Below are 18477 nucleotides of genomic sequence, written 5' to 3'. Positions count from 1 at the left end.
AAGGGGCTTTTTTCATGCATAGAGTTAAGAAAGGGGAAAATTATCATGGCTTATGAGGCGTTTACAGAACAGAGTGTCGTCGACCACGTTCGACAGTTGGGGTTACTAGAAGAGGGGATTGCAGAATGTGAGGAGATCGGGGATGGCAATTTAAATCTCGTCTTTCGCATTCGTCAAGGAGAGACGTCATTGATTGTGAAACAAGCGTTACCGTATGCAAAAGTCGTGGGGGAGAGCTGGCCGCTCACGCTTGATCGGTCTTGGATTGAACAACTGGCACTCCGTGAATTTTCTAAGGTCGTCCCTCAGTTCGTACCGGATGTACTCGGTAGCGACCGTGAACTCGCCTATACGATTTTAGAAGATTTATCATCGTTCGAAATCGTCCGCACCGGCTTCCTAAAAGGAGAGAGCTACCCGAACTTAGCTCGCCACGTCGGTACGTTCCTCGGGGAAACCCTGTTTGCGACATCTGACTACGCGAACGGACCGCTCGTGAAGAAACAAATCGAAAAAGAGTATTACAATCCAGAGCTATGCGATATCACGGAAAAGCTGATTTTCACCGACCCGTATCGCGATGCAGATTCGAATCAAATCGAAGCGGCCCTTCGTCCGGATGTGGAGCAACTGTGGTCAGACCTCGCCTTGAAAATTGAAGTAACGAAATTGAAGGTTGGGTTCGTGACGAAGCACGAAGCGCTACTGCACGGGGATTTACATACAGGAAGCATTTTTGCGACCCGACAGGAAACGAAAATCATCGATCCTGAGTTTGCATTTTATGGTCCGTTCGGCTTTGATATCGGTCAAATCATTGCCCATTTGGTGTTCTCAACGTATGCGCATCCGCTGAAACGGTTCGAACGCTTCACAGAAGTGCTCACTGTCTGGGAGACGTTCGAAAAAACGTTCCGTACCCGCTTCACACAGGCGGTCGAGCCATTCAACACAGTAGGATTCGTGGATGAACTGTTGCCATCCATTTTGAGCGATGCGATCGGCTACGCGGGTTGCGAATTGATTCGGCGGACGGTCGGTCTAGCTGGTGTCGCCGACTTAGAGACATTGCCGGATGACCTTCGCATCGAGCGGAAACGTCACGCCCTAGAACTTGGTACGCGTCTCATCAAACAGCGTCATCAGATACAATCGATCGATCAGCTGATCCCGGTCTTGTCGGAGGTGCGCGCATGAGTGTGCAAAGTATTCATTTCGATGCCGACACGGAAGTGTTGACGATTTTAGATCAGACGCTGTTGCCGCAAGAAGAGCGCTATGTCGAAGTGTTGACGCTCGAACAAGCCGAGCAGGCAATCAAGTCGCTTCAAGTTCGCGGTGCACCGGCCATCGCTTATTTCGGGGCGTTTGTCCTTGCGAAAGAAGCGTCACGTCTGCAAGACAATCCATATTTTCATCTCCAATTGAATCAAGTCGGTCAACGGTTGATTGCGACAAGACCGACCGCGGTCAATTTACAGCATGTCATCGAATCACTCCTTCGACTGAATGTGGGAGAGGACTTTGAACAGATTGCAAAAGCGATCAAGCAGCGTGCGATTGAAATCTTTGAACAAGACGTGGCTACGTATCGCACGATTGGGGAACATGCGCTCACCGTGTTACCCGCTGGTGGCAACGTATTGACGATTTGTAACGCCGGTGCCATCGCGACGTCACGATACGGTACCGCGCTCGCGCCGTTCTATGTCGGGAAAGAGCGTGGCATCCCGTTTCGGGTGTTCGCGTCCGAAACGCGACCGCTGCTTCAAGGAGCACGACTGACCGTATGGGAGCTCGACCGGGCAGATATCGATGTCACACTGATTACAGATAACATGGCGGCCTGGACCATCCAGACGAAACAAATCGATGCTATCATCGTCGGGGCGGACCGCATCACCCGTACCGGTCATACGGCCAACAAGATCGGAACACTCCAGCTTGCGATTTTGGCGAAGCATTACGGCATCCCATTCTATGTGGCTGCTCCGCATTCGACATTCGATTTAGAGGCAGATGACACGATTCAAATCGAAGAACGGGACGCGCATGAAGTGACCCATATCGGGGGACATCCGACGGCACTCGTCGGCATCACCGTCTTCAATCCGGCGTTTGATGTGACACCACCCGAACTGATTACCGGTCTAATTACAGAGACAGGTGTGCTCGAACCGACTGAGTCGGTCATTGTAGAACATGTAGGAGGAAACACATATGTCTAAAAAAATCATATTCTTCCTGTTGACCGTCATCCTGGCACTTGCCGGATGCACGAACGAACAGGCTCAACCGAAAACGACTACGACAACAAGTAAAACGGAAGCGAAAACCGTCAACGTCTCAAATGAGACGCTTCCGAAAAATCTAGAAGTCGCCCTCGTCATGCAGATGTCGATCGGGACGTTCTCTTCGCAGTATATCGAAGGGGTGACCGAGCAAGTCGAAGCGTTCGGTGGCAACGTGAAAGTGTATAATGCTGAAAATGATTTGTCGAAAATGGCGAGTTATGTCGATACGGCGACGACGCAAGGAGTCGATGTGATCTTGATTGACCACGGACGTGCCGATGCCTTGAAAGAACCGGTTCAACGGGCGCTCGACAAAGGCATCAAAGTCGTTGCATTCGATAACGATTTGACGAACGAAGGCGTGACGGTCATCGACCAAGATGATTATTCACTAGCATGGCGCTCGCTAAAAACACTCGCGGAAGATTTGGACGGGGAAGGGAACATCGTCACGATTTGGGTCGGTGGATTCACCCCGATGGAACGTCGACATACGATTTATGACGCGTTCTTAAAACGCTATCCCGGCATCCAGGAAGTCGCAAAGTTCGGTTCGGCGACGAACAACACGGCGCTCGATACGCAAAGCCAGATGGAGGCGATTTTGAAGAAGTACCCGGAAGGCGAAATTGATGCGGTGTTTGCGATGTGGGATGAGTTCGCCAAAGGGGCGAGCCGTGCCATCAAGCAAGCAGGCCGTGACGAGATTGCCGTTTACGGGATTGACTTGAGTGACGAAGACTTGCAACTCATGCAAGAAGAGGGGAGTTCGTGGAAAGTGACAGCTGCCACAGATCCAGCCGAAATTGGCCGCATTCAAGTCCGATACGCTTATCAAAAAGTGGTCGGGGAAGAGACGCCTTCCATTCATTCGGTCGACCCATATCTAGTGGACCGTGACGTCTTACCGGATGAGCCTGTCACGATGGATGACCTTGGACAGTACGTGCCAGGTTGGGGCGAATCGAATGCAGCATGGTCAGATTGGATGAAGGAGACCGACTGATGATTCGCTTGGAACGAATCACGAAACAGTATGGTGACGTCACGGTGCTCGATCAACTATCCTTCAGTTTAAAGCCGGGAGACATTCATGGGCTTCTCGGTCTGAACGGGGCCGGTAAGAGTACGCTCATCAAACTGCTAAACGGAACGGCTGAACCGACGTCCGGCGAGTTGTCCATTGATGGAAAATCAATCCGCCTCACACCAGCGGAAGCGATTCGTCATGGCATCATCACGGTGTCACAAGAAGTCGATGATGCGCTCTATTTGGACTTGCCTGTATATGAGAACGTCCTTCCATGGCAGACGGTGAAACGGATTCGTCCGCAACGTTTGAAACAGCGAGCGAAACGTGTGTTGTCCCGAGTCGGTTTAGAGGTCGATCCAACGCGTCCAGCCGGTCACTTCCCGCTAAGCGTGAAACAGCGCCTTCTCATCGCTCGGGCACTCGAGAGCGATGCCAAGTATTTGCTCCTCGACGAACCGACCGCTGCCTTATCGGAAACGGATGCCGACGCCTTACTTGAATTGTTACAGAAGCTTGCGGCAGAAGGAGTCGGGATTGTATTGGTCACGCATCGTTCAAACGAGCTCACCCGGGTCACGTCGACCTCGACGTTTCTTCGGGACGGACGTGTCGTGTACGATGGACCGTACCAATCGCTCTCTTCAGAAGCGGTGCAGACATTTTTGAGTGGGACAACATTTGATGCGGCGTTAGAAAAGGCGGTGCCGGAAGACACGATTTGTTTGTCCGCGCAGTTGACTCTTCCGGCGTTTCAATCGGAGATTTCGATTGAAGCGTATGGCGGAGAAGTGCTCGGGATTGGTGGATTGACAGGAAGTGGGAAGACGGAACTGATGGAAGCGTTGTTCGGTCTTTCTGGGATTCGTCAATCCATCACAATCGAGGGGAAAGAGCACGTGATCAAAGAACCGGCAGACGCCGTACGTTTAGGATTTGCACTCGTTCCAGAGGAGAGACGTCGTCATGGATTATTTTTAGACGAGACGATTGAACGGAACGTGATTGCTGTCGCAGGAAAGGCAACTCGCGTTTCGGACGTATTGGCATCGCTTTGCGTCCGTTATGCGAACGTGAAACAACCGGTTCGTGAGCTGAGTGGTGGAAATCAACAGAAGGTCGTCTTTAGCAAATGGTTACTCGAAGACCGAGACATTTATCTGCTCGACGAACCGACAAAAGGAATTGATATCGCAGCGAAACAAGACGTATATGAACGCGTCATTGCACTCGCGAAACAAGGGAAGACCGTATTGTTCACCTCGAGTGAGCGACACGAGCTCGAACGGGTCGCCAATCGAATTCTTTGGCTCGACCGTGGACAACTTGCAGAGAAAGGAGGCGCATGACATGGCACAGTTAGTAGTCAAAGAACGAAAACGAATCAGCGGTCATATCGGTCAGTATGGAACGTTACTCGCAATCCTTAGTTTGATTGCGGTCTTTACCGTGACGAACGATCAATTTCTGACATACGCAAACTTTAGTGACATCATCAAATCGGTTTCAATCGTTTCGCTACTTGCCCTCGGCGTCACGTTTTCGCTCATCGTCGGAGGATTCGACTTGTCGGTCGGCTCGACGGCGAGTCTTGCGACAATCGGGGCAGCGGCAAGTCTCGTCCTTCATCGACAAGAGCTTCTCGTCGCTCTGCTGATCCCACTTGCACTCGGGATTCTCGTCGGGCTGTTGAACGCGCTCGTCACAATCAAATTCCGATTACCGGATTTACTAGCGACACTCGCCATCATGTACGTCATTAACGGGATTCAGTTGACGTATACGAAAGGATTCTCGATTTATGACAACATGCCGATTGAAGGGGGGACGGCGCCAGGGCGTTTCATCCCGTCATTTCTATTCATCGGTCAAGGGACGATCGGTCCGATTCCGTTCGTCGCCCTGCTCATGCTGGTGTTCTTTATCGGAGCACATCTATTCTTGACTTATACGCGGACCGGGCGTGAATTTTATTACGTCGGGTCGAACGCCGAAGCGGCCCGTCGTTCCGGGATCGCCGTGAATCGAATCAAGTTGTACGCCTACGTACTCAGCGGATTGTTTGCAGCCATCGGCGGAATCATTCTTGCATCTCGGATTGGTACGGGACAAGTCTCGGCTGGAGCACCCCTTTTGATGGACGCTGTCGCGGCTGCCTACATCGGCTACGCCGTCTTTGGGACAGGGCGCCCGAACGTGATCGGGACATTGATTGGAGCTATTTTGATTGGAATTCTCTTGAACGGACTGACGATGTGGGACGTGCCGTATTATGCGCAAGACATCGTCAAAGGGACGATTTTAATTGGAGCGCTCGGTCTTTCTTATATTCAGAAGAAACAGCGGACATGACAAAACCCCCGGACATCAGTTGTTCGGGGGTTCGCTTTGTTCACGTGTCATTGAAAGAAACGGATACACACCACCATTCGTCTCCTGCATGAACGTGTCTTGTGGGATGAAGCCTAGAGACTCGTATAATCGGATGGCCCGTTTATTAAACGTGGCGACGGCAAGACGCACTGTGCGAGTCCCATATGTCGCCTCAATCCAATTTATGATTGACGTGAGGAATCGATGTCCGTTGCCGCTCCCCGTCAAATCAGGGTGCATGCCGAGACCGATAGAAACAGCGTCTACTGATTCGAATTGCAACGTGACGAAACCGATGAGTTCGTCGTCAAGAATGGCGAACGTTGTATCACCTCGCTCATCTGCATCTAAAAATAAGGCGAGATCTTCTTCGTCAGCATCCATATTGTAAAACGCGTATTCGCCTTCATAGCGCCACTCGAAGGCGATACGTTCGGCTTGCTCTTGGGTGAGTGGTTGAAACGTATAATTCATTGAAATTCCTCGTCTCTGATCGAATTGGTCATGCTACACTCAAATCGTATCATGAAAATAAGGGGAGGGAACATGATGGCAGTCAAATTGGACATGGTCGGGATCGTCGTGACGGATATGAAGCGGTCGCTCGATTTCTATCGGGCGCTCGGGTTTGAGATTCCGGAAGCGATGAACGGGGAAGCACATGTAGAGATTGACGAAGGAGGCGTGCGTCTCGCGTTCGATACGGTAGAAGTGGCCGAATCGGTATACGGGGAATGGAAACAGGCAGACGGGCATCGAATCGAGCTTGCCTTTTTATGTGACAGTCGTGAGTCATTGAATGCTTTGTATGACTCAATCCTTGAACAAGGTTATGCGTCACACAAAGCACCGTGGGATGCGTTCTGGGGTCAACGTTACGCCATCCTGTACGATGCGGATGGGAATTTGATTAGTCTGTTCGCCTCATAAAAATAATCCCGGGCCATGTGGCTCGGGATTATTTTTTGTCGTGGCACTCTCCCCATGAACAAAGGGCATTCATGGCGGGTTGCAGTCCGAGGGCGTCTTCGGTCAATGAATATTCGACGTGCAGGTGCTTCTCGGTCGAGTAGTCGACACGGCGAACCATGCCGAGCTGCTCGAGCTCGCGCAATTGGTCGGTCAACACTTTTCGGCTGACGTCCGGAATCGCTCGTTGAATATCAGAAAAACGAAGCGGTCCATCTTGAAGCGTGCAGTACACTTGGGGGCGCCATTTGCCGCCGATAATCTCAAGTGCGCGGTTGACGGGGAACGATGTGGTCATGTTCAAGGAACCTCACTTTCGGGTAGTTACTTCAATGTGCGTACTTTTTTTCTTGCTTCAATGACAGTATCTTATCGTTACCCGCTAAATTGAGCAAACAAAAAGGAGTAAATGAAACATGACATATCCAAGAACGTTTTCACACATCGGTCTTTCTGTACCGAGCGTCGCTGAGGCCGTAAAATTTTATGAGGACGTGATGGGGTGGTATACGATTATGACACCATCAGACGTCGTCGAGGATGATTCGCCAATCGGTGTGATGTGTACCGACGTCTTCGGACCGGGCTGGGGCAAATTCCGAATCGCTCATATGTCAACGGGAGACGGAATCGGGATTGAGTTGTTCGAATTTCCGAACAACGAAACACCAGAAGACAACTTCGAGTTTTGGAAGACAGGGATCTTCCACTACTGTGTACAAGACCCTGACATCGAAGGGCTCGTCGAGAAGATTGTCGCTCACGGCGGGAGACAACGGATGCCGATTCGTGAATACTACCCAGGTGAAAAACCGTACCGCATGGTGTACTGCGAAGATCCATTCGGCAACCTCGTTGAAATTTATTCACACTCATACGAACTCACGCATTCGGAAGGAGCTTACTAAACATGAAAGCATGGCTACTCGATCAACCTGGTCTTGATCATCTGCATATTGGAGAAATCGACCGACCGACACCAGGAGCGGGAGAACTGTTGATTCGTGTCGAAGTGGTCGCCTTGAATCCGGTCGATTATAAAGTCGGATCAAACGGAAACCCGAATTGGTCATATCCACACATTCTCGGTGTCGACCTCGTCGGAGAAGTCGTTGAGGTCGGTTCGAGTATCGCCAACATCATTACGGGTTCGCGTGTGGCTGTTCATACGGATCTTTCGAAATATGGGGGATTCGCCGAGTATACGGTCGTCGATGCCCGGGCGTGTGCGGTCGTTCCGCAAGGTGTAAGCGATGAGGCGGCGGCTTCTATCCTGTGTGCGGGGATGACAGCATATGAAGCGGTCATGCAGAAGCTGAACACGCGAGATAAGGAGACGATTCTCATACACGCAGGAGCGGGCGGTGTCGGTGGATTTGCGATTCAGCTCGCAAAACGGCTCGGTCTGAAGGTATTCACGACGGCATCTCCTGAGAACGTTGAGTGGGTAGAGTCACTCGGGGCGGACGTGGTGATTGATTATAACGTCGAGGACGTGACGGCACGGATCATGGAAGAAACAGATGGACGTGGTGTCGACCTGATTTTGAATACAGTCGGACGAGACGTTGCGACAGCAGACCTAGATCGTCTCGCATTCAGCGGACACCTCGCCTACATCGCCGGGCCACCAGACATGACGAACATGAAAGGCTTCACGTTATCTCCTTCGATTCACGAAGTGGCACTCGGGGCGGCTCATGCGAGCGAGGACGAACATGCGATTCGCAACTTGGCGTATATGGCCGAAGAGATGATGAACTTGCTCGATGCAGGTGAACTGAACGATCTCGTCACAGAAGTGTTGTCGTTCGACCAATTGAAAGAAGGTCTCGAAAAACTACAAACGCGAAAAGTGCGCGGTAAACTCATCGTCCGCATTCGCGACTGAAGAGAGGACTCCCTGTTATACTGACAGGGAGCTTATTTGTCGAGGAGGGGAAAGAATGGAGCGATTGGCAGACACGTATCGTCAGACGAACGTTCAATTGAGCGGTCACGGCAAACGGGAAGCCGGGGTATTGAAACGCGCATTTGAGCATGTGCGTGAAGATGAGCCGAGTGATCAGTATGGACAGGGGAAAACGATTCGACAGTTCGAAGAGAAGATGGCACAGGTTCTTGGGAAAGAGTCGGCAGTATTCTTTCCAAGCGGTACGATGGCACAGCAGATTGCGCTACGCATTTGGTGTGATGAGACAGGGAAGAAAAAGGTCGCATATCACCCGCTGTGCCACCTTGAAATTCATGAGGAGGATGGTTTAAAAGAGTTGCATCACATCGAACCGATTTTAGTGGGGGACGAAAACCGATTGATGACGCTCGAAGAGATTCAAGCGTTACCGGACATTGCGTGTCTGTTGCTCGAACTGCCACAACGAGAAATCGGTGGGGAATTGCCGACGTTCGAGGAACTTGTGGCAATTCATGAACACTGTCGTGAGAAAGGGATTCATCTACATCTGGATGGTGCACGACTGTTCGAATCGCTTCCGTATTATGAAAAAGAGGCTTCTGAGATTTGTGCGCTCTTTGATAGCGTATACGTCTCGTTTTATAAAGGAATCGGTGGCATTGCCGGTGCCATCCTTGCTGGACCGAAGGCATTTTGTGACATGTCGAAAGTATGGAAGCGACGCTACGGTGGTGACTTGATCAGCTTATATCCATACATCCTGTCCGCGGATTATTATTATGAGCTACGAAAAGACAAGATGGCCGAGTATCGAAACGAGGCCGTCCGCTTAGCAGCACGCTTCAATGAACTCGATGGCGTGTGGACGACTCCACGCATCCCGGTCACGAATATGTTCCATCTTCATTTTCAATGGGAGAAGGAAGAGCTTGGTGAGAAGATTGCGCGCATCCAAGAAGAAACAGGAGTAGGCATTACGGGGTATCTTGTTGAAAAAGACGGACACTGTTCAACCGAAGTAAGCATCGGAGATACGTTTGAACGGATTACGCGAGAACAGCTTGATGGATTGTTTCGGCAGTTCAGATGAATCAAAACATGCACCATTCCTTTTCGGGAACGGTGCATGTTTTTTACTGGCTTACAATCGCTTCGAGACGATTGAGTTGGGAAGTGAACCCTTCGACAGCGCCCATTTCGACGACTTGTTGGAGAGCCTCTTCATTCGGGAATTCGGAGCGACTAATGAATAACGTGCCTTCCGATGTATCGAGGAAATCATTTGTGATCGTCATGACAGGCAAGTCCGGATTGACGTGTCCGTCCGCATCCGAGAATGCATCCGTATAGACGATTTGGGAGTATGGATCGATGTCGATAAAGGTTGATTTGCCCCATGATTCCATACCATAAAAGTCACCTTGTTCTTTGTCGACACAAGTCATACAATAATGCCAAATCCCCCCGGTTTGAAGTCGAAGCTGTATACTTTCGTCTCCCATCCGGACGGTCCCCACCATTTCTCGAGATGTGCAGGTGTCGAGAATGCTTCAAATACAAGTTGGCGTGGTGCCTTGAACAGACGTTCCATAATCAATGTCGTGCCCTCTATATGTGATTTGACCGTACTCATGATCCATTCTCCTCTCGCTGTGACTCCGCTAAAAACGTCTACAATCGATCGAGTCGCTCTGTTTCCCGAGCCATATAGGTCCGCCAAGCATCTAATGGTTCGAGTGCTTGAGACTTGAGTGCATAACGTCTTCGATTGGCATCAATGGTTACTGTGACGAGACCTGCATCATACAGAATTCGCAAGTGCTTCGATGTCTGCGGTTGACTGATCCCAAGCTGATTTGCCATCATTCCGACCGTCCACTCTTGTTTCCGTAACAATTCGATCATCCGCAACCGGTTCGGGTCGGCTAACGCATGAAACAAAGAAGCCAATCTCTCTTCCATTTTTCGTCACCGTCCTCTTGCTTTTAATATTCCCAATTAGGAATATTCCGTAACAGGAATACTCAATATTTAAACAATAAATCAAGTAGCATCTCACCAATCGGTCGTTCTTTTCCTTCATAAGGAAAAGCGTGGATATGGATGGCGGGATTAAAATTCAATTCGATGATACCGTATTCGATTTGCGCATCATCGAGAGAGGGAATCATCATATCGACACCACAGATGGTTGCCCCGACTGACTTAGCGGCATCGACAGCAATACGCTTATAGATGTCAGAAATTTGATCCGTATAGTCGATACTATCTCCGCCGGTACTGATATTAGAGTTTTCGCGTAAGAAGACACGCTCATCGAGAGCGGGAATACTATCGGGTGTCTTGCCTTGAGCACGTAAAAATGAGATGACGACCTCGTCGATGTCGATTTTCTCGAGAGGTGTCTTGTATCCTTTTCCGCGTAACGGGTCTTCATTTTTTGTCGCAACGAGTTGACGGATCGAAGAGGTGCCATCTCCAGTGACGTTCGCCGGGACACGATGGAGGATGCCCGCGACGTCATCCCCGATGACGAGGAAGCGATATTCTTTTCCGGGTAAGAATGTCTCAAGTAAAACGACATCATCAAACGTTTTCGCATACTGAAATGCAGACCGTGCTTCATCATACGTCGCTCCGTCTTTAAAAATGTGAATACCGACTCCGAAGTTTGTGGACTTTGGTTTTAAGACGATGGGTTGTTTTGAAAATGAATCCCATGCCTGACGTAAATCTGATTCATCTTGAAGTTCTACCCCTTCAGGGACACGAATGCCATGCTCTGCGAGTACAAACTTTGTCACCGTTTTATTCTCCATCATTAAGACGGAAACATAATTGTCTTTTGAAGTTTTCGTTGCCTGTTTGACGTATTCTTCGTGTTTGCCGTTTCGAATCCGAATGAACTGGTCGGAACGATCGATGACATCGACACGATAACCACGTTTAATTGCGGATTTCATTAAGATTTGAGTAGACAGTTCCAGGTCGGCATAACCGTGGATGCGAAAACGATTTGCATAGGCGTCCTCATAAAAGTGTTCTGCTTGGGCGAGGGACCATGCGTGATAACCCGTCTCGGTCATAATCGTCTTTAATCGGGAAGCGTACGTCCGGTCCACGTGATCAATTTTTTCGCGTACAGCGGGAAAGACATCTTCGAAGCCGAGGTCATACTGTGTGTTGAACGAATCGATGGCGTCGAGAAGTTCTGTCGCGTACGTGTGTAAAGGTATGGCGTAACCATCTCGAGTCAATATGCTTGCGGGAGACATGCCTTCTTTGGCGACACGTTGTTGATTATTGTACGCTTCAGCTTGCCAATCGACATGAGATGTCTCCTTAGTAAAGGTCAAGTACAACAAAAACAGATGAAGGAACCGTAAATCTGAACGAGCAATTCCGGTCTTTTCAAACGGATTCAAATCGATATTGCGAATTTCAATGTAATCGATACCGTGTGCCTCGAGTTGATTTAAGTCGTTACCACCTTTCGATGTTTTCAATCGGATGGGGGAGTAGAGTTCGTTCGGATTGGCAATCTCGCCTTTGGCAATGAACCGTTTTACATCGTCTATATAACTTGAGAGTGTCGCATAATTTGGATAAAGCGGTTCAACATTCGTGTATCCACAGTCGCTATTCCGATATGACAATGCTTGTTTATTTGAAAAAGTGTCTACATGGAGCGCTTGCATCTGGCTGACACATCGTTCTTCATAACTCGCATGTACGGCTGGGGTAGCACCGAGCAAATAGACGATGAGCCAACGCATTCGTAAATATTGACGAACTAACTTCAAATATAGGTGATCTTTGAAGTGTCGATTTTGTTCAGGGGATCCTTCGTATAATGCGGATAACATCTCATCGGAAAATGAAAAGTTGAAATGGATTCCAGAAATGAGTTGTTTTTTCGCACCATATTTTTGGAGCAGATGCTCACGATAACGGCTAGCCTCTATTCCGGACACACCAAAATCAGCGAGTGGAATCGTACCACCTTCCGGCAAGGCACATGGCATCGATTGTGGCCAAAGGCGTTCATCGCCTATGTTGAGCGCCGTGATGTCGTATAGCGTTTCTAAAAAATGATGTGCCGCCTCAATCGTCGGAAACGTTGGAGTGACGAGCTCAATTTGACTTTCAGAAAAGTCGGTCGTGATGTATGGATGAGTCGCTTTATGACCGAGTGCTTTTGGATGCTTCGTAACAGCTAGTGTGCCTTCTGACGTGACGCGTAACATTTCTCGCTCGATGGCAAATTTTCCACTTGTGATGAGATGGTGGGGTAGTTGATTAAACTGCTTTTGCAAGGGAAATCACTTCCTTTTTCGTTAGTCGGACAAAGAGGGCGGAGACAAGCCCTTTTGTGATACTTGAGATGGCGATACTCCACCAGATGGCATCGATTCCGAGATAAGGCTCAAGAACAAATGCGAGCGGGATACGGGCCACTGTGAAAATAATCGAGATGGTCGCGGGGATTTTCGGTAATCCGAGTCCTGAGAAGTATCCGTTTCCGATCATTTCAATCGATGAGAAGACGAGCGAAATGCCAATAATTCGCAAGTAGCTCGCCCCAATTTCGATGGTTCGAACGTCATCGACGAATAGACCAATGAGTAAATCTGGGACGATTAAAAATAACAACATGATGAATCCTGTGTAAACCATCCCGAGTCGGGTCGTTACCCGGTAACCTTCATGAACACGATCTACTTTTCGTGCCCCGAGGTTTTGACCGGTATAGCTAGCCATTGCTCCGTTCAAGCCACCAATCATCATGTAGGCAATCGATTCGATTTGAAGTCCGATGCGCTGTGCCGCAATCGCTTCCGTCCCGTATGAGCCAATCATGCGGGCAAGAAAAATACTGATTACCGTGAACAAAATCCGTTGGGTTGCCATCGGAAAACCAAGACGGATGATTTCTTTATAGTCAGCTCGAGTCGGCTGAACGACTTCATCCCAATTGAATAATGTACGAGCGCGGTGCCAAAACAATCCGAACATCATGACGTTGGCGACAAGTGTTGCAAGGGCAGCCCCGATCACACCGAGTTGGAATGGATAAATGAAAATCGGGGAGAGAATCATATTGAGGATGACACCTGTCGCATTGATTCGCATCGCTGTTGTCGTATTGCCATATGCACTGAATAGACGAGCAAACAGCAAATTAAAGAAAGAAAAGATAAGCATCGGCGCGCTGACGAACAAATATTCATACGCAAGCTGCTCCACAGCGGGGGCACCCATATTCAAAAAGCCGATGAATGTATGACCGAACATAATTAGTAGTGAGGCGTACGAAAGACCGAGTGTTAGATTCAGACGCCTGCTGGCCCGGACATGACGCTGAACCGAATTGAGGTCACGTCTCCCGACAGCTTGTGATACTTTGATGCCGGCACCAACGACAATCAACGATTGAATCGCCTGTCCGAGCATGATATAAAAACTAGCCGCACCGATACTTGCCACAGCATCACTCCCGAGCGCACCGACCCAAAACATGTCGACGAGACTATACGTAAACTGTAATAACGAGCTACCGACGAGCGGAAGGGCAAGAGCCAGAATGACGCGTTGCACGTTTCCAATCGTCAAATCGACGGTTTTCACAAAGCAAGACTCCTTACATTCTTTATATAACCATTTAGTTATATATAAGCACGGTATAATAGAATTGGCAATCATGATAGCCGAATCGATGAAAAATGGACACAAAAAAAGGAATTCGTGATGAATTCCTTAATGTCGATAACCGCGAATCCAAGTCGTCATATAGACGAGTGTCGCGATGATGAGCGTTGAAGCGAGTGCATAGATCGGATAGGCGGGAAGTGTATCTTCAAACAACGGATAGAACATAAACGACCCCATAAAAATAGGAACGGAGATGCCGAACGAGATGTATGCCGCTTTTGTCGCTTTCACTGTGATGATTTGTTCACGCTCATCGACTTCACTAAATTCAGTCATGCGGACAGACCATTGAGTGAAGCTCAACTGCTTGTTCGGCCGGGAGTTAAACGAATAGACTGTCCAAACAATGCCAAAAACAACAAGTAAAAGTAGGGGAAGCAGATTGAATTCAACTAAGAATCGGTCAGACTCGCTGACGGTCTTCGACACATCGGATAAAAATGAGCTGAATAGAAATGCCATCAGGACATACAGGATGATGCTGGAAATAGACTGAACGACAACGTGTTTCATTTTCTTTCCTCCTCGATTGTGAATATAGATTCGACCGGTTCCTCGAACACCCGTGCGATGTGCATCGCCAGCATGAGTGACGGTGTGTAGCTGCCTTTCTCGAGCGAGATGATCGTCTGTCTCGTCACACCGACCTTTTCGGCCAGGTCGCCTTGGGTTAACTGGTGCCGGGCACGCAGTTCTTTCACGCGGTTGACTAATGGCATCGTGCCACCTCATTTCTAGTTTCTACCATTAGTGTAAAACAAACTTTACATAATGTAAAGAGGACTTTACTCATTTGGGGATGATACAATAACGATATAGTCGAAAGGGGAGATGAGGGATGAAGGTGATTAGTGGACAACATCACGTGTCAGCGATGACCGGGGATGCTAAGAAGAACTTGCGATTCTACACGGAAATACTAGGGATGCGGCTCGTCAAAAAGACGGTTAACCAGGATGACCCATCGATGTATCACTTGTTCTATGCAGACGAGACGGGTACACCTGGAACCGATTTGACGTTCTTTGAGTTACCGTTTCTCGGACAGACGTATCGAGGGTCAAGCAGTATTTCCCGGACAGCACTCAGGGTGCCGGATGGAGCGCTCGCGTACTGGCAGGAGCGTTTTGACACGTTCGATGTATCTTACGGAGAAATCGAGTCGGTTTTAGGAAGGGCAGCCCTTTCGTTCGAAGATCATGAGGGTCAACGCCTCTGTCTTGTAGAGGGAGGGAGCGGGACACCTTGGAGCAAAGGTCCAGTGCCAACGGACCTCGGCATCTTCGGTCTCGGGTTTAGTGAGTGGACGGTACGGCGGATTGACAAGACGGCACGGGTGCTGACAGAAGTTCTTGGCTATCGATATGTAACGACATTTGAACGGGATGGACATGACGTGCGTGTCTTTGAGACGGGCGAGGGTGGTGTGGCAACAGAGATCCATCTCGTCGATCGGCCGGATTTGCCATCGGAACGACCAGGGCGAGGGAGTGTGCATCATGTGGCGATTCGAGTGGAAGAAACAGACGATATGACGAAGTGGATCGAGAAGCTTGACGCACATGGAATCAGCCACTCTGGTCTTATTGACCGTTACTATTTTCAGTCGATTTACTTCCGCGAACCGAGCGGAATCTTAGTGGAACTGGCGACAGATGAACCGGGATTTGCGATGGATGAATCGCTTGAGACACTCGGAGAGCGATTGGCCTTGCCGCCATTTCTTGAGTCGAGACGAGTGGAAATCGAATCAAAACTAAAGTCTTTGTAAGCGGAAAACCCGACGGACCATTTCAGTCCGTCGGGTTTTGTACGCCTAATAACATGGCGAGTTCGTTCGTTCGGTTGACGACGAGATCCGCAATCGTGTAACGATCGAGTACATGAAGAAACGCCAACATGGCTTCATTCAAAACACCTCGTAAATCACAGGCAGGTGCGATGACGCATCGGCCTTCCCCGAAGCATTCCACGAGTTCGAAGGGTTCCATCGTCCGAACGACTTCCCCTACATTGATGTCATCCATCGGTCGTGCGAGTCGAAAGCCGCCGCCTCGACCACGCACCGATTCCAAATAACCATATTTCCCAAGCTCATATACGACCTTCATGACATGGTTTTTGGAGATGTTATATTGGTCTGCCACTTCTTGAATCGTGACGAGCCGATGTGAAAACGTAGCGCTATACATCAATGTTCGCAGTGCGTAGTCACATGTTTGCGTGAGTCTCATCCATCATCACCTCTCGTTTCATTGTACAAGACAATCTCAAAAAGTGCGATTCGAACAAATGTGAAAGGGTAATGGCGAAAATAAGTCAGAAACGTGAAATCTACTTTAAACAAGTATTTAATATATTGCTTTAAAGTGACTTGTCTCACATAATGAACGTGTACAAAACAAAAGGGGGAAATTCACATGTTAGATCAACAAACGATTGAGATTATAAAGGCGACGGCACCAGTTTTGAAAGAACATGGTGTGACAATCACGAAGCATTTTTATCAACGAATGTTTGAACAAAATCCAGAAGTTCGTCACTTCTTCAACCATACGAATCAAAAGCGAGGACGTCAGCCAGAAGCACTCGCGAACGCGGTTTATGCGGCTGCCCTTCATATCGACCGACTCGAAGCGATTCTTCCTGCCATCCAACCAGCACTTCATAAACATAAAAGTTTGAACATCCGACCGGAGCATTATCCGATCGTTGGTGAGAACTTACTTGCGGCGATTCAAGACGTACTCGGTGAAGCTGCAACACCTGACATCATCGATGCATGGGCAAAAGCTTACGGTGTGATTGCCGATGTCTTCATCTCACTCGAGAAAAAAATGTATGATGACGCGCCATGGGTCGGATTCAAACCGTTCGTCATCGAAGAAATCATAGTAGATACACCTGAAGTGAAACGATTCCGTCTCGTCGCGAAAGATGGAGTTATTGGCACAGCCATCCCAGGACAATACGTCTCGGTTCAAGCGCGCATTGCGGGAGAGGACATCCTACATCACCGTCAATATAGTGTCATCGAGACGACAGAAGACGGCTACTGGATTGCGCCGAAAGCGGAGGGACTCGTCTCAAACTGGCTCCATGAACAGACGATCGGAACAGAAGTCCCGATGAGCGCACCAGCAGGAGAATTTATCCTTGAAACGTCTGATCGTCCGCTCACACTTATCGCGGGAGGAATCGGGATCACGCCCCTCTTCAACATGGCGAAGACGGCACTCGAACAAGGACGTCCTGTCACGTTATTGCACGCAGTTCGGAGTATGGACCTTCGTCCGCTCGGAGACGAACTTGATGAACTCGTGGATCAAGGGCTTAAACTCATCACACACGTGGATGACGTATCGGGTTGCATGAATAAGTCACACCTTGAAGCACTTGATGTGGAAGGGCATGATGTTTATACGTGCGGACCGAGTGCGATGATGGAGACGGTTGTACGTGTGATTCCACAGGCACGATATGAATTTTTCGGACCGTCTGGAGTTCTTGCGACCAACTAAAAAAGACGACTGGAAAAAGTCGTCTTGATGCACAATATAGGTTATTCCGTGAGTTTACTTGAATGTATGACTTGTTTGTTGGCATCCAATGTTTCAAGTGACCACACACCATCTGACGGTCGTGATGTTTCAATGACATATGTCATGGTGTAGCTTTCAATTTCGGGATCGTTGACAAGAAAATCTTTTGAGACATCGTCACCGTTTAACCGTAAATAGACGACATCTTCCGGTCGCTCTTTAAGGTGAACACCGATGTACTCCATGTCTTCAACTCGAAGGATGACGAAATCAAAAGGCTGATTCGGCTCTGTTTGTTTCGTGACAGACCCTAAGTTCCCTGTTTCGACATCAATCTCAGCTAGACCGATGACGGAGCGGTCTTCATTTGTGTAAAAAGAGAGAACGGACTGTTCCATATTATGAATTTCAAACGTATACCAATTGTTCGTCGTCATATAACGATTCATTTCTTTTTCGGCATTTTCGTATGACTTGTCAGTCTGAATGTTAGTGTACGTATACAGTCCGACACCGACTGCGATGGACACGACGATGAGACCGGAGACGATTGTGAGTAGGATGATTCGCTTCGACATGATTGTTCCTCCTGTCTTTTATAAATACAAACACCCCATGCCTCGCCAATGCGTACATGGGGTG

At 48.9% G+C, this 18477-nt stretch carries 20 protein-coding genes and 1 pseudogene; 11 read left to right on the top strand and 10 right to left on the bottom strand.

The features are described 5' to 3' along the window. Window positions 1–45 precede the first annotated feature (45 nt). From mtnK to BV910_RS13505, 5 genes are read left to right on the top strand one after another with little or no spacing between them, the layout of a single operon-like run. Complete coding sequence (gene mtnK, locus BV910_RS13525) at window positions 46–1197, top strand: S-methyl-5-thioribose kinase (protein WP_078147744.1); 1152 nt, start codon at window positions 46–48, stop codon at window positions 1195–1197. Beyond that, entirely contained in the window at window positions 1194–2228 is a 1035-nt protein-coding gene (gene mtnA / locus BV910_RS13520) for an S-methyl-5-thioribose-1-phosphate isomerase (protein ID WP_012727480.1), read from the top strand. Before mtnK ends, mtnA begins: the two co-directional genes overlap by 4 nt. Continuing rightward, on the top strand, window positions 2221–3300 hold the full coding sequence (locus tag BV910_RS13515; RefSeq protein WP_078147743.1) for a sugar ABC transporter substrate-binding protein: 1080 nt from the start codon (window positions 2221–2223) through the stop codon (window positions 3298–3300). The genes mtnA and BV910_RS13515 overlap by 8 nt, the downstream gene beginning before the upstream one ends. Continuing rightward, the gene (locus BV910_RS13510; RefSeq protein ID WP_168169877.1) at window positions 3300–4673 is read left to right on the top strand and encodes a sugar ABC transporter ATP-binding protein; all 1374 of its coding nucleotides are present in this window, start codon (window positions 3300–3302) and stop codon (window positions 4671–4673) included. The genes BV910_RS13515 and BV910_RS13510 overlap by 1 nt, the downstream gene beginning before the upstream one ends. Window position 4674: 1 nt before the next feature. Beyond that, a complete protein-coding gene (locus BV910_RS13505; protein ID WP_078147741.1) occupies window positions 4675–5676 on the top strand; it encodes an ABC transporter permease in 1002 nt (333 codons plus the stop codon). 15 nt (window positions 5677–5691) lie between these two features. Here BV910_RS13505 and BV910_RS13500 read toward each other — a convergent pair whose 3' ends face one another. Then, a complete protein-coding gene (locus BV910_RS13500; RefSeq protein WP_078147740.1) occupies window positions 5692–6171 on the bottom strand; it encodes a GNAT family N-acetyltransferase in 480 nt (159 codons plus the stop codon). Between the two features lie 75 nt (window positions 6172–6246). On the opposite strand from BV910_RS13500, the gene BV910_RS13495 reads away from it, so the two are divergent. Next, window positions 6247–6627 carry a VOC family protein gene (locus BV910_RS13495; RefSeq protein ID WP_012727475.1) on the top strand — a complete coding sequence of 127 codons (381 nt, stop codon included), beginning with the start codon at window positions 6247–6249 and terminating at the stop codon, window positions 6625–6627. 28 nt (window positions 6628–6655) lie between these two features. Here BV910_RS13495 and BV910_RS13490 read toward each other — a convergent pair whose 3' ends face one another. After that, window positions 6656–6964: a winged helix-turn-helix transcriptional regulator gene (locus BV910_RS13490; protein WP_078147739.1), complete on the bottom strand. Its 309-nt coding sequence runs from the start codon at window positions 6962–6964 to the stop codon at window positions 6656–6658. Between the two features lie 118 nt (window positions 6965–7082). Between BV910_RS13490 and BV910_RS13485 the strand changes: the two genes are divergently transcribed. The 3 genes from BV910_RS13485 to BV910_RS13475 are packed head-to-tail and all read left to right on the top strand — an operon-like array spanning window position 7083 to window position 9671. Continuing rightward, window positions 7083–7574 (top strand): lactoylglutathione lyase family protein, encoded by a 492-nt coding sequence (locus tag BV910_RS13485; RefSeq protein WP_078147738.1) that lies wholly within the window; start codon window positions 7083–7085, stop codon window positions 7572–7574. Window positions 7575–7576: 2 nt separating this feature from the next. Beyond that, window positions 7577–8557 (top strand): zinc-binding dehydrogenase, encoded by a 981-nt coding sequence (locus BV910_RS13480; protein WP_078147737.1) that lies wholly within the window; start codon window positions 7577–7579, stop codon window positions 8555–8557. 55 nt (window positions 8558–8612) lie between these two features. Then, complete coding sequence (locus BV910_RS13475; RefSeq protein ID WP_078147736.1) at window positions 8613–9671, top strand: threonine aldolase family protein; 1059 nt, start codon at window positions 8613–8615, stop codon at window positions 9669–9671. 43 nt (window positions 9672–9714) lie between these two features. Here the strand turns inward: BV910_RS13475 and BV910_RS13470 are convergent. The 6 genes and pseudogenes from BV910_RS13470 to BV910_RS13445 all read right to left on the bottom strand — a co-directional run bounded on the left by BV910_RS13470 (window position 9715) and on the right by BV910_RS13445 (window position 15012). Continuing rightward, window positions 9715–10172 (bottom strand): annotated as a pseudogene (locus tag BV910_RS13470) (SRPBCC family protein). An 80-nt stretch (window positions 10173–10252) separates the two neighbouring features. Continuing rightward, the gene (locus tag BV910_RS13465) at window positions 10253–10543 is read right to left on the bottom strand and encodes an ArsR/SmtB family transcription factor (RefSeq protein ID WP_078147735.1); all 291 of its coding nucleotides are present in this window, start codon (window positions 10541–10543) and stop codon (window positions 10253–10255) included. Window positions 10544–10605: 62 nt separating this feature from the next. Beyond that, window positions 10606–12897 (bottom strand): bifunctional glutamate--cysteine ligase GshA/glutathione synthetase GshB, encoded by a 2292-nt coding sequence (gene gshAB / locus BV910_RS13460; protein WP_078147734.1) that lies wholly within the window; start codon window positions 12895–12897, stop codon window positions 10606–10608. Continuing rightward, window positions 12881–14209: an MATE family efflux transporter gene (locus tag BV910_RS13455; protein ID WP_078147733.1), complete on the bottom strand. Its 1329-nt coding sequence runs from the start codon at window positions 14207–14209 to the stop codon at window positions 12881–12883. The genes gshAB and BV910_RS13455 overlap by 17 nt, the downstream gene beginning before the upstream one ends. A 129-nt stretch (window positions 14210–14338) precedes the next feature. Then, window positions 14339–14806, bottom strand: coding sequence for a hypothetical protein (locus tag BV910_RS13450; RefSeq protein ID WP_074035695.1), 468 nt, complete (start codon window positions 14804–14806; stop codon window positions 14339–14341). Further along, window positions 14803–15012, bottom strand: coding sequence for a helix-turn-helix transcriptional regulator (locus BV910_RS13445; protein ID WP_074035697.1), 210 nt, complete (start codon window positions 15010–15012; stop codon window positions 14803–14805). Before BV910_RS13445 ends, BV910_RS13450 begins: the two co-directional genes overlap by 4 nt. A 119-nt stretch (window positions 15013–15131) precedes the next feature. Between BV910_RS13445 and BV910_RS13440 the strand changes: the two genes are divergently transcribed. Continuing rightward, a complete protein-coding gene (locus tag BV910_RS13440; protein WP_078147732.1) occupies window positions 15132–16064 on the top strand; it encodes a ring-cleaving dioxygenase in 933 nt (310 codons plus the stop codon). Between the two features lie 22 nt (window positions 16065–16086). Here the strand turns inward: BV910_RS13440 and BV910_RS13435 are convergent, their stop codons facing one another. Next, the gene (locus BV910_RS13435; RefSeq protein ID WP_078147731.1) at window positions 16087–16527 is read right to left on the bottom strand and encodes an RrF2 family transcriptional regulator; all 441 of its coding nucleotides are present in this window, start codon (window positions 16525–16527) and stop codon (window positions 16087–16089) included. 186 nt (window positions 16528–16713) lie between these two features. Here BV910_RS13435 and BV910_RS13430 point away from each other — a divergent pair, with 186 nt between their 5' ends. Next, a complete protein-coding gene (locus BV910_RS13430) occupies window positions 16714–17814 on the top strand; it encodes a globin domain-containing protein (protein WP_078147730.1) in 1101 nt (366 codons plus the stop codon). A gap of 41 nt (window positions 17815–17855) precedes the next feature. On the opposite strand, the gene BV910_RS13425 is transcribed toward BV910_RS13430, so the two are convergent. Continuing rightward, a complete protein-coding gene (locus BV910_RS13425; RefSeq protein WP_078147729.1) occupies window positions 17856–18413 on the bottom strand; it encodes a hypothetical protein in 558 nt (185 codons plus the stop codon). Window positions 18414–18477: the final 64 nt, after the last annotated feature.

Source organism: Exiguobacterium sp. HVEsp1 (genome assembly GCF_002009685.1).
Classification (GTDB): domain Bacteria; phylum Bacillota; class Bacilli; order Exiguobacteriales; family Exiguobacteriaceae; genus Exiguobacterium; species Exiguobacterium profundum.
The sequence above is the reverse complement of the archived record's forward strand: the minus strand, read 5'-3'. Positions and strand labels throughout refer to the sequence as shown.

Excerpts from the sequence above, each read along its gene's own strand:
- mtnK (WP_078147744.1), top strand. The coding sequence starts at position 46 with ATGGCTTATGAGGCGTTTACAGAACAGAGTGTCGTCGACCACGTTCGA.
- mtnA (WP_012727480.1), top strand. The coding sequence starts at position 1,194 with ATGAGTGTGCAAAGTATTCATTTCGATGCCGACACGGAAGTGTTGACG.
- BV910_RS13515 (WP_078147743.1), top strand. The coding sequence starts at position 2,221 with ATGTCTAAAAAAATCATATTCTTCCTGTTGACCGTCATCCTGGCACTT.
- BV910_RS13510 (WP_168169877.1), top strand. The coding sequence starts at position 3,300 with ATGATTCGCTTGGAACGAATCACGAAACAGTATGGTGACGTCACGGTG.
- BV910_RS13505 (WP_078147741.1), top strand. The coding sequence starts at position 4,675 with ATGGCACAGTTAGTAGTCAAAGAACGAAAACGAATCAGCGGTCATATC.
- BV910_RS13500 (WP_078147740.1), bottom strand. The coding sequence starts at position 6,171 with ATGAATTATACGTTTCAACCACTCACCCAAGAGCAAGCCGAACGTATC.
- BV910_RS13495 (WP_012727475.1), top strand. The coding sequence starts at position 6,247 with ATGGCAGTCAAATTGGACATGGTCGGGATCGTCGTGACGGATATGAAG.
- BV910_RS13490 (WP_078147739.1), bottom strand. The coding sequence starts at position 6,964 with ATGACCACATCGTTCCCCGTCAACCGCGCACTTGAGATTATCGGCGGC.
- BV910_RS13485 (WP_078147738.1), top strand. The coding sequence starts at position 7,083 with ATGACATATCCAAGAACGTTTTCACACATCGGTCTTTCTGTACCGAGC.
- BV910_RS13480 (WP_078147737.1), top strand. The coding sequence starts at position 7,577 with ATGAAAGCATGGCTACTCGATCAACCTGGTCTTGATCATCTGCATATT.
- BV910_RS13475 (WP_078147736.1), top strand. The coding sequence starts at position 8,613 with ATGGAGCGATTGGCAGACACGTATCGTCAGACGAACGTTCAATTGAGC.
- BV910_RS13465 (WP_078147735.1), bottom strand. The coding sequence starts at position 10,543 with ATGGAAGAGAGATTGGCTTCTTTGTTTCATGCGTTAGCCGACCCGAAC.
- BV910_RS13450 (WP_074035695.1), bottom strand. The coding sequence starts at position 14,806 with ATGAAACACGTTGTCGTTCAGTCTATTTCCAGCATCATCCTGTATGTC.
- BV910_RS13445 (WP_074035697.1), bottom strand. The coding sequence starts at position 15,012 with ATGCCATTAGTCAACCGCGTGAAAGAACTGCGTGCCCGGCACCAGTTA.
- BV910_RS13440 (WP_078147732.1), top strand. The coding sequence starts at position 15,132 with ATGAAGGTGATTAGTGGACAACATCACGTGTCAGCGATGACCGGGGAT.
- BV910_RS13435 (WP_078147731.1), bottom strand. The coding sequence starts at position 16,527 with ATGAGACTCACGCAAACATGTGACTACGCACTGCGAACATTGATGTAT.
- BV910_RS13430 (WP_078147730.1), top strand. The coding sequence starts at position 16,714 with ATGTTAGATCAACAAACGATTGAGATTATAAAGGCGACGGCACCAGTT.
- BV910_RS13425 (WP_078147729.1), bottom strand. The coding sequence starts at position 18,413 with ATGTCGAAGCGAATCATCCTACTCACAATCGTCTCCGGTCTCATCGTC.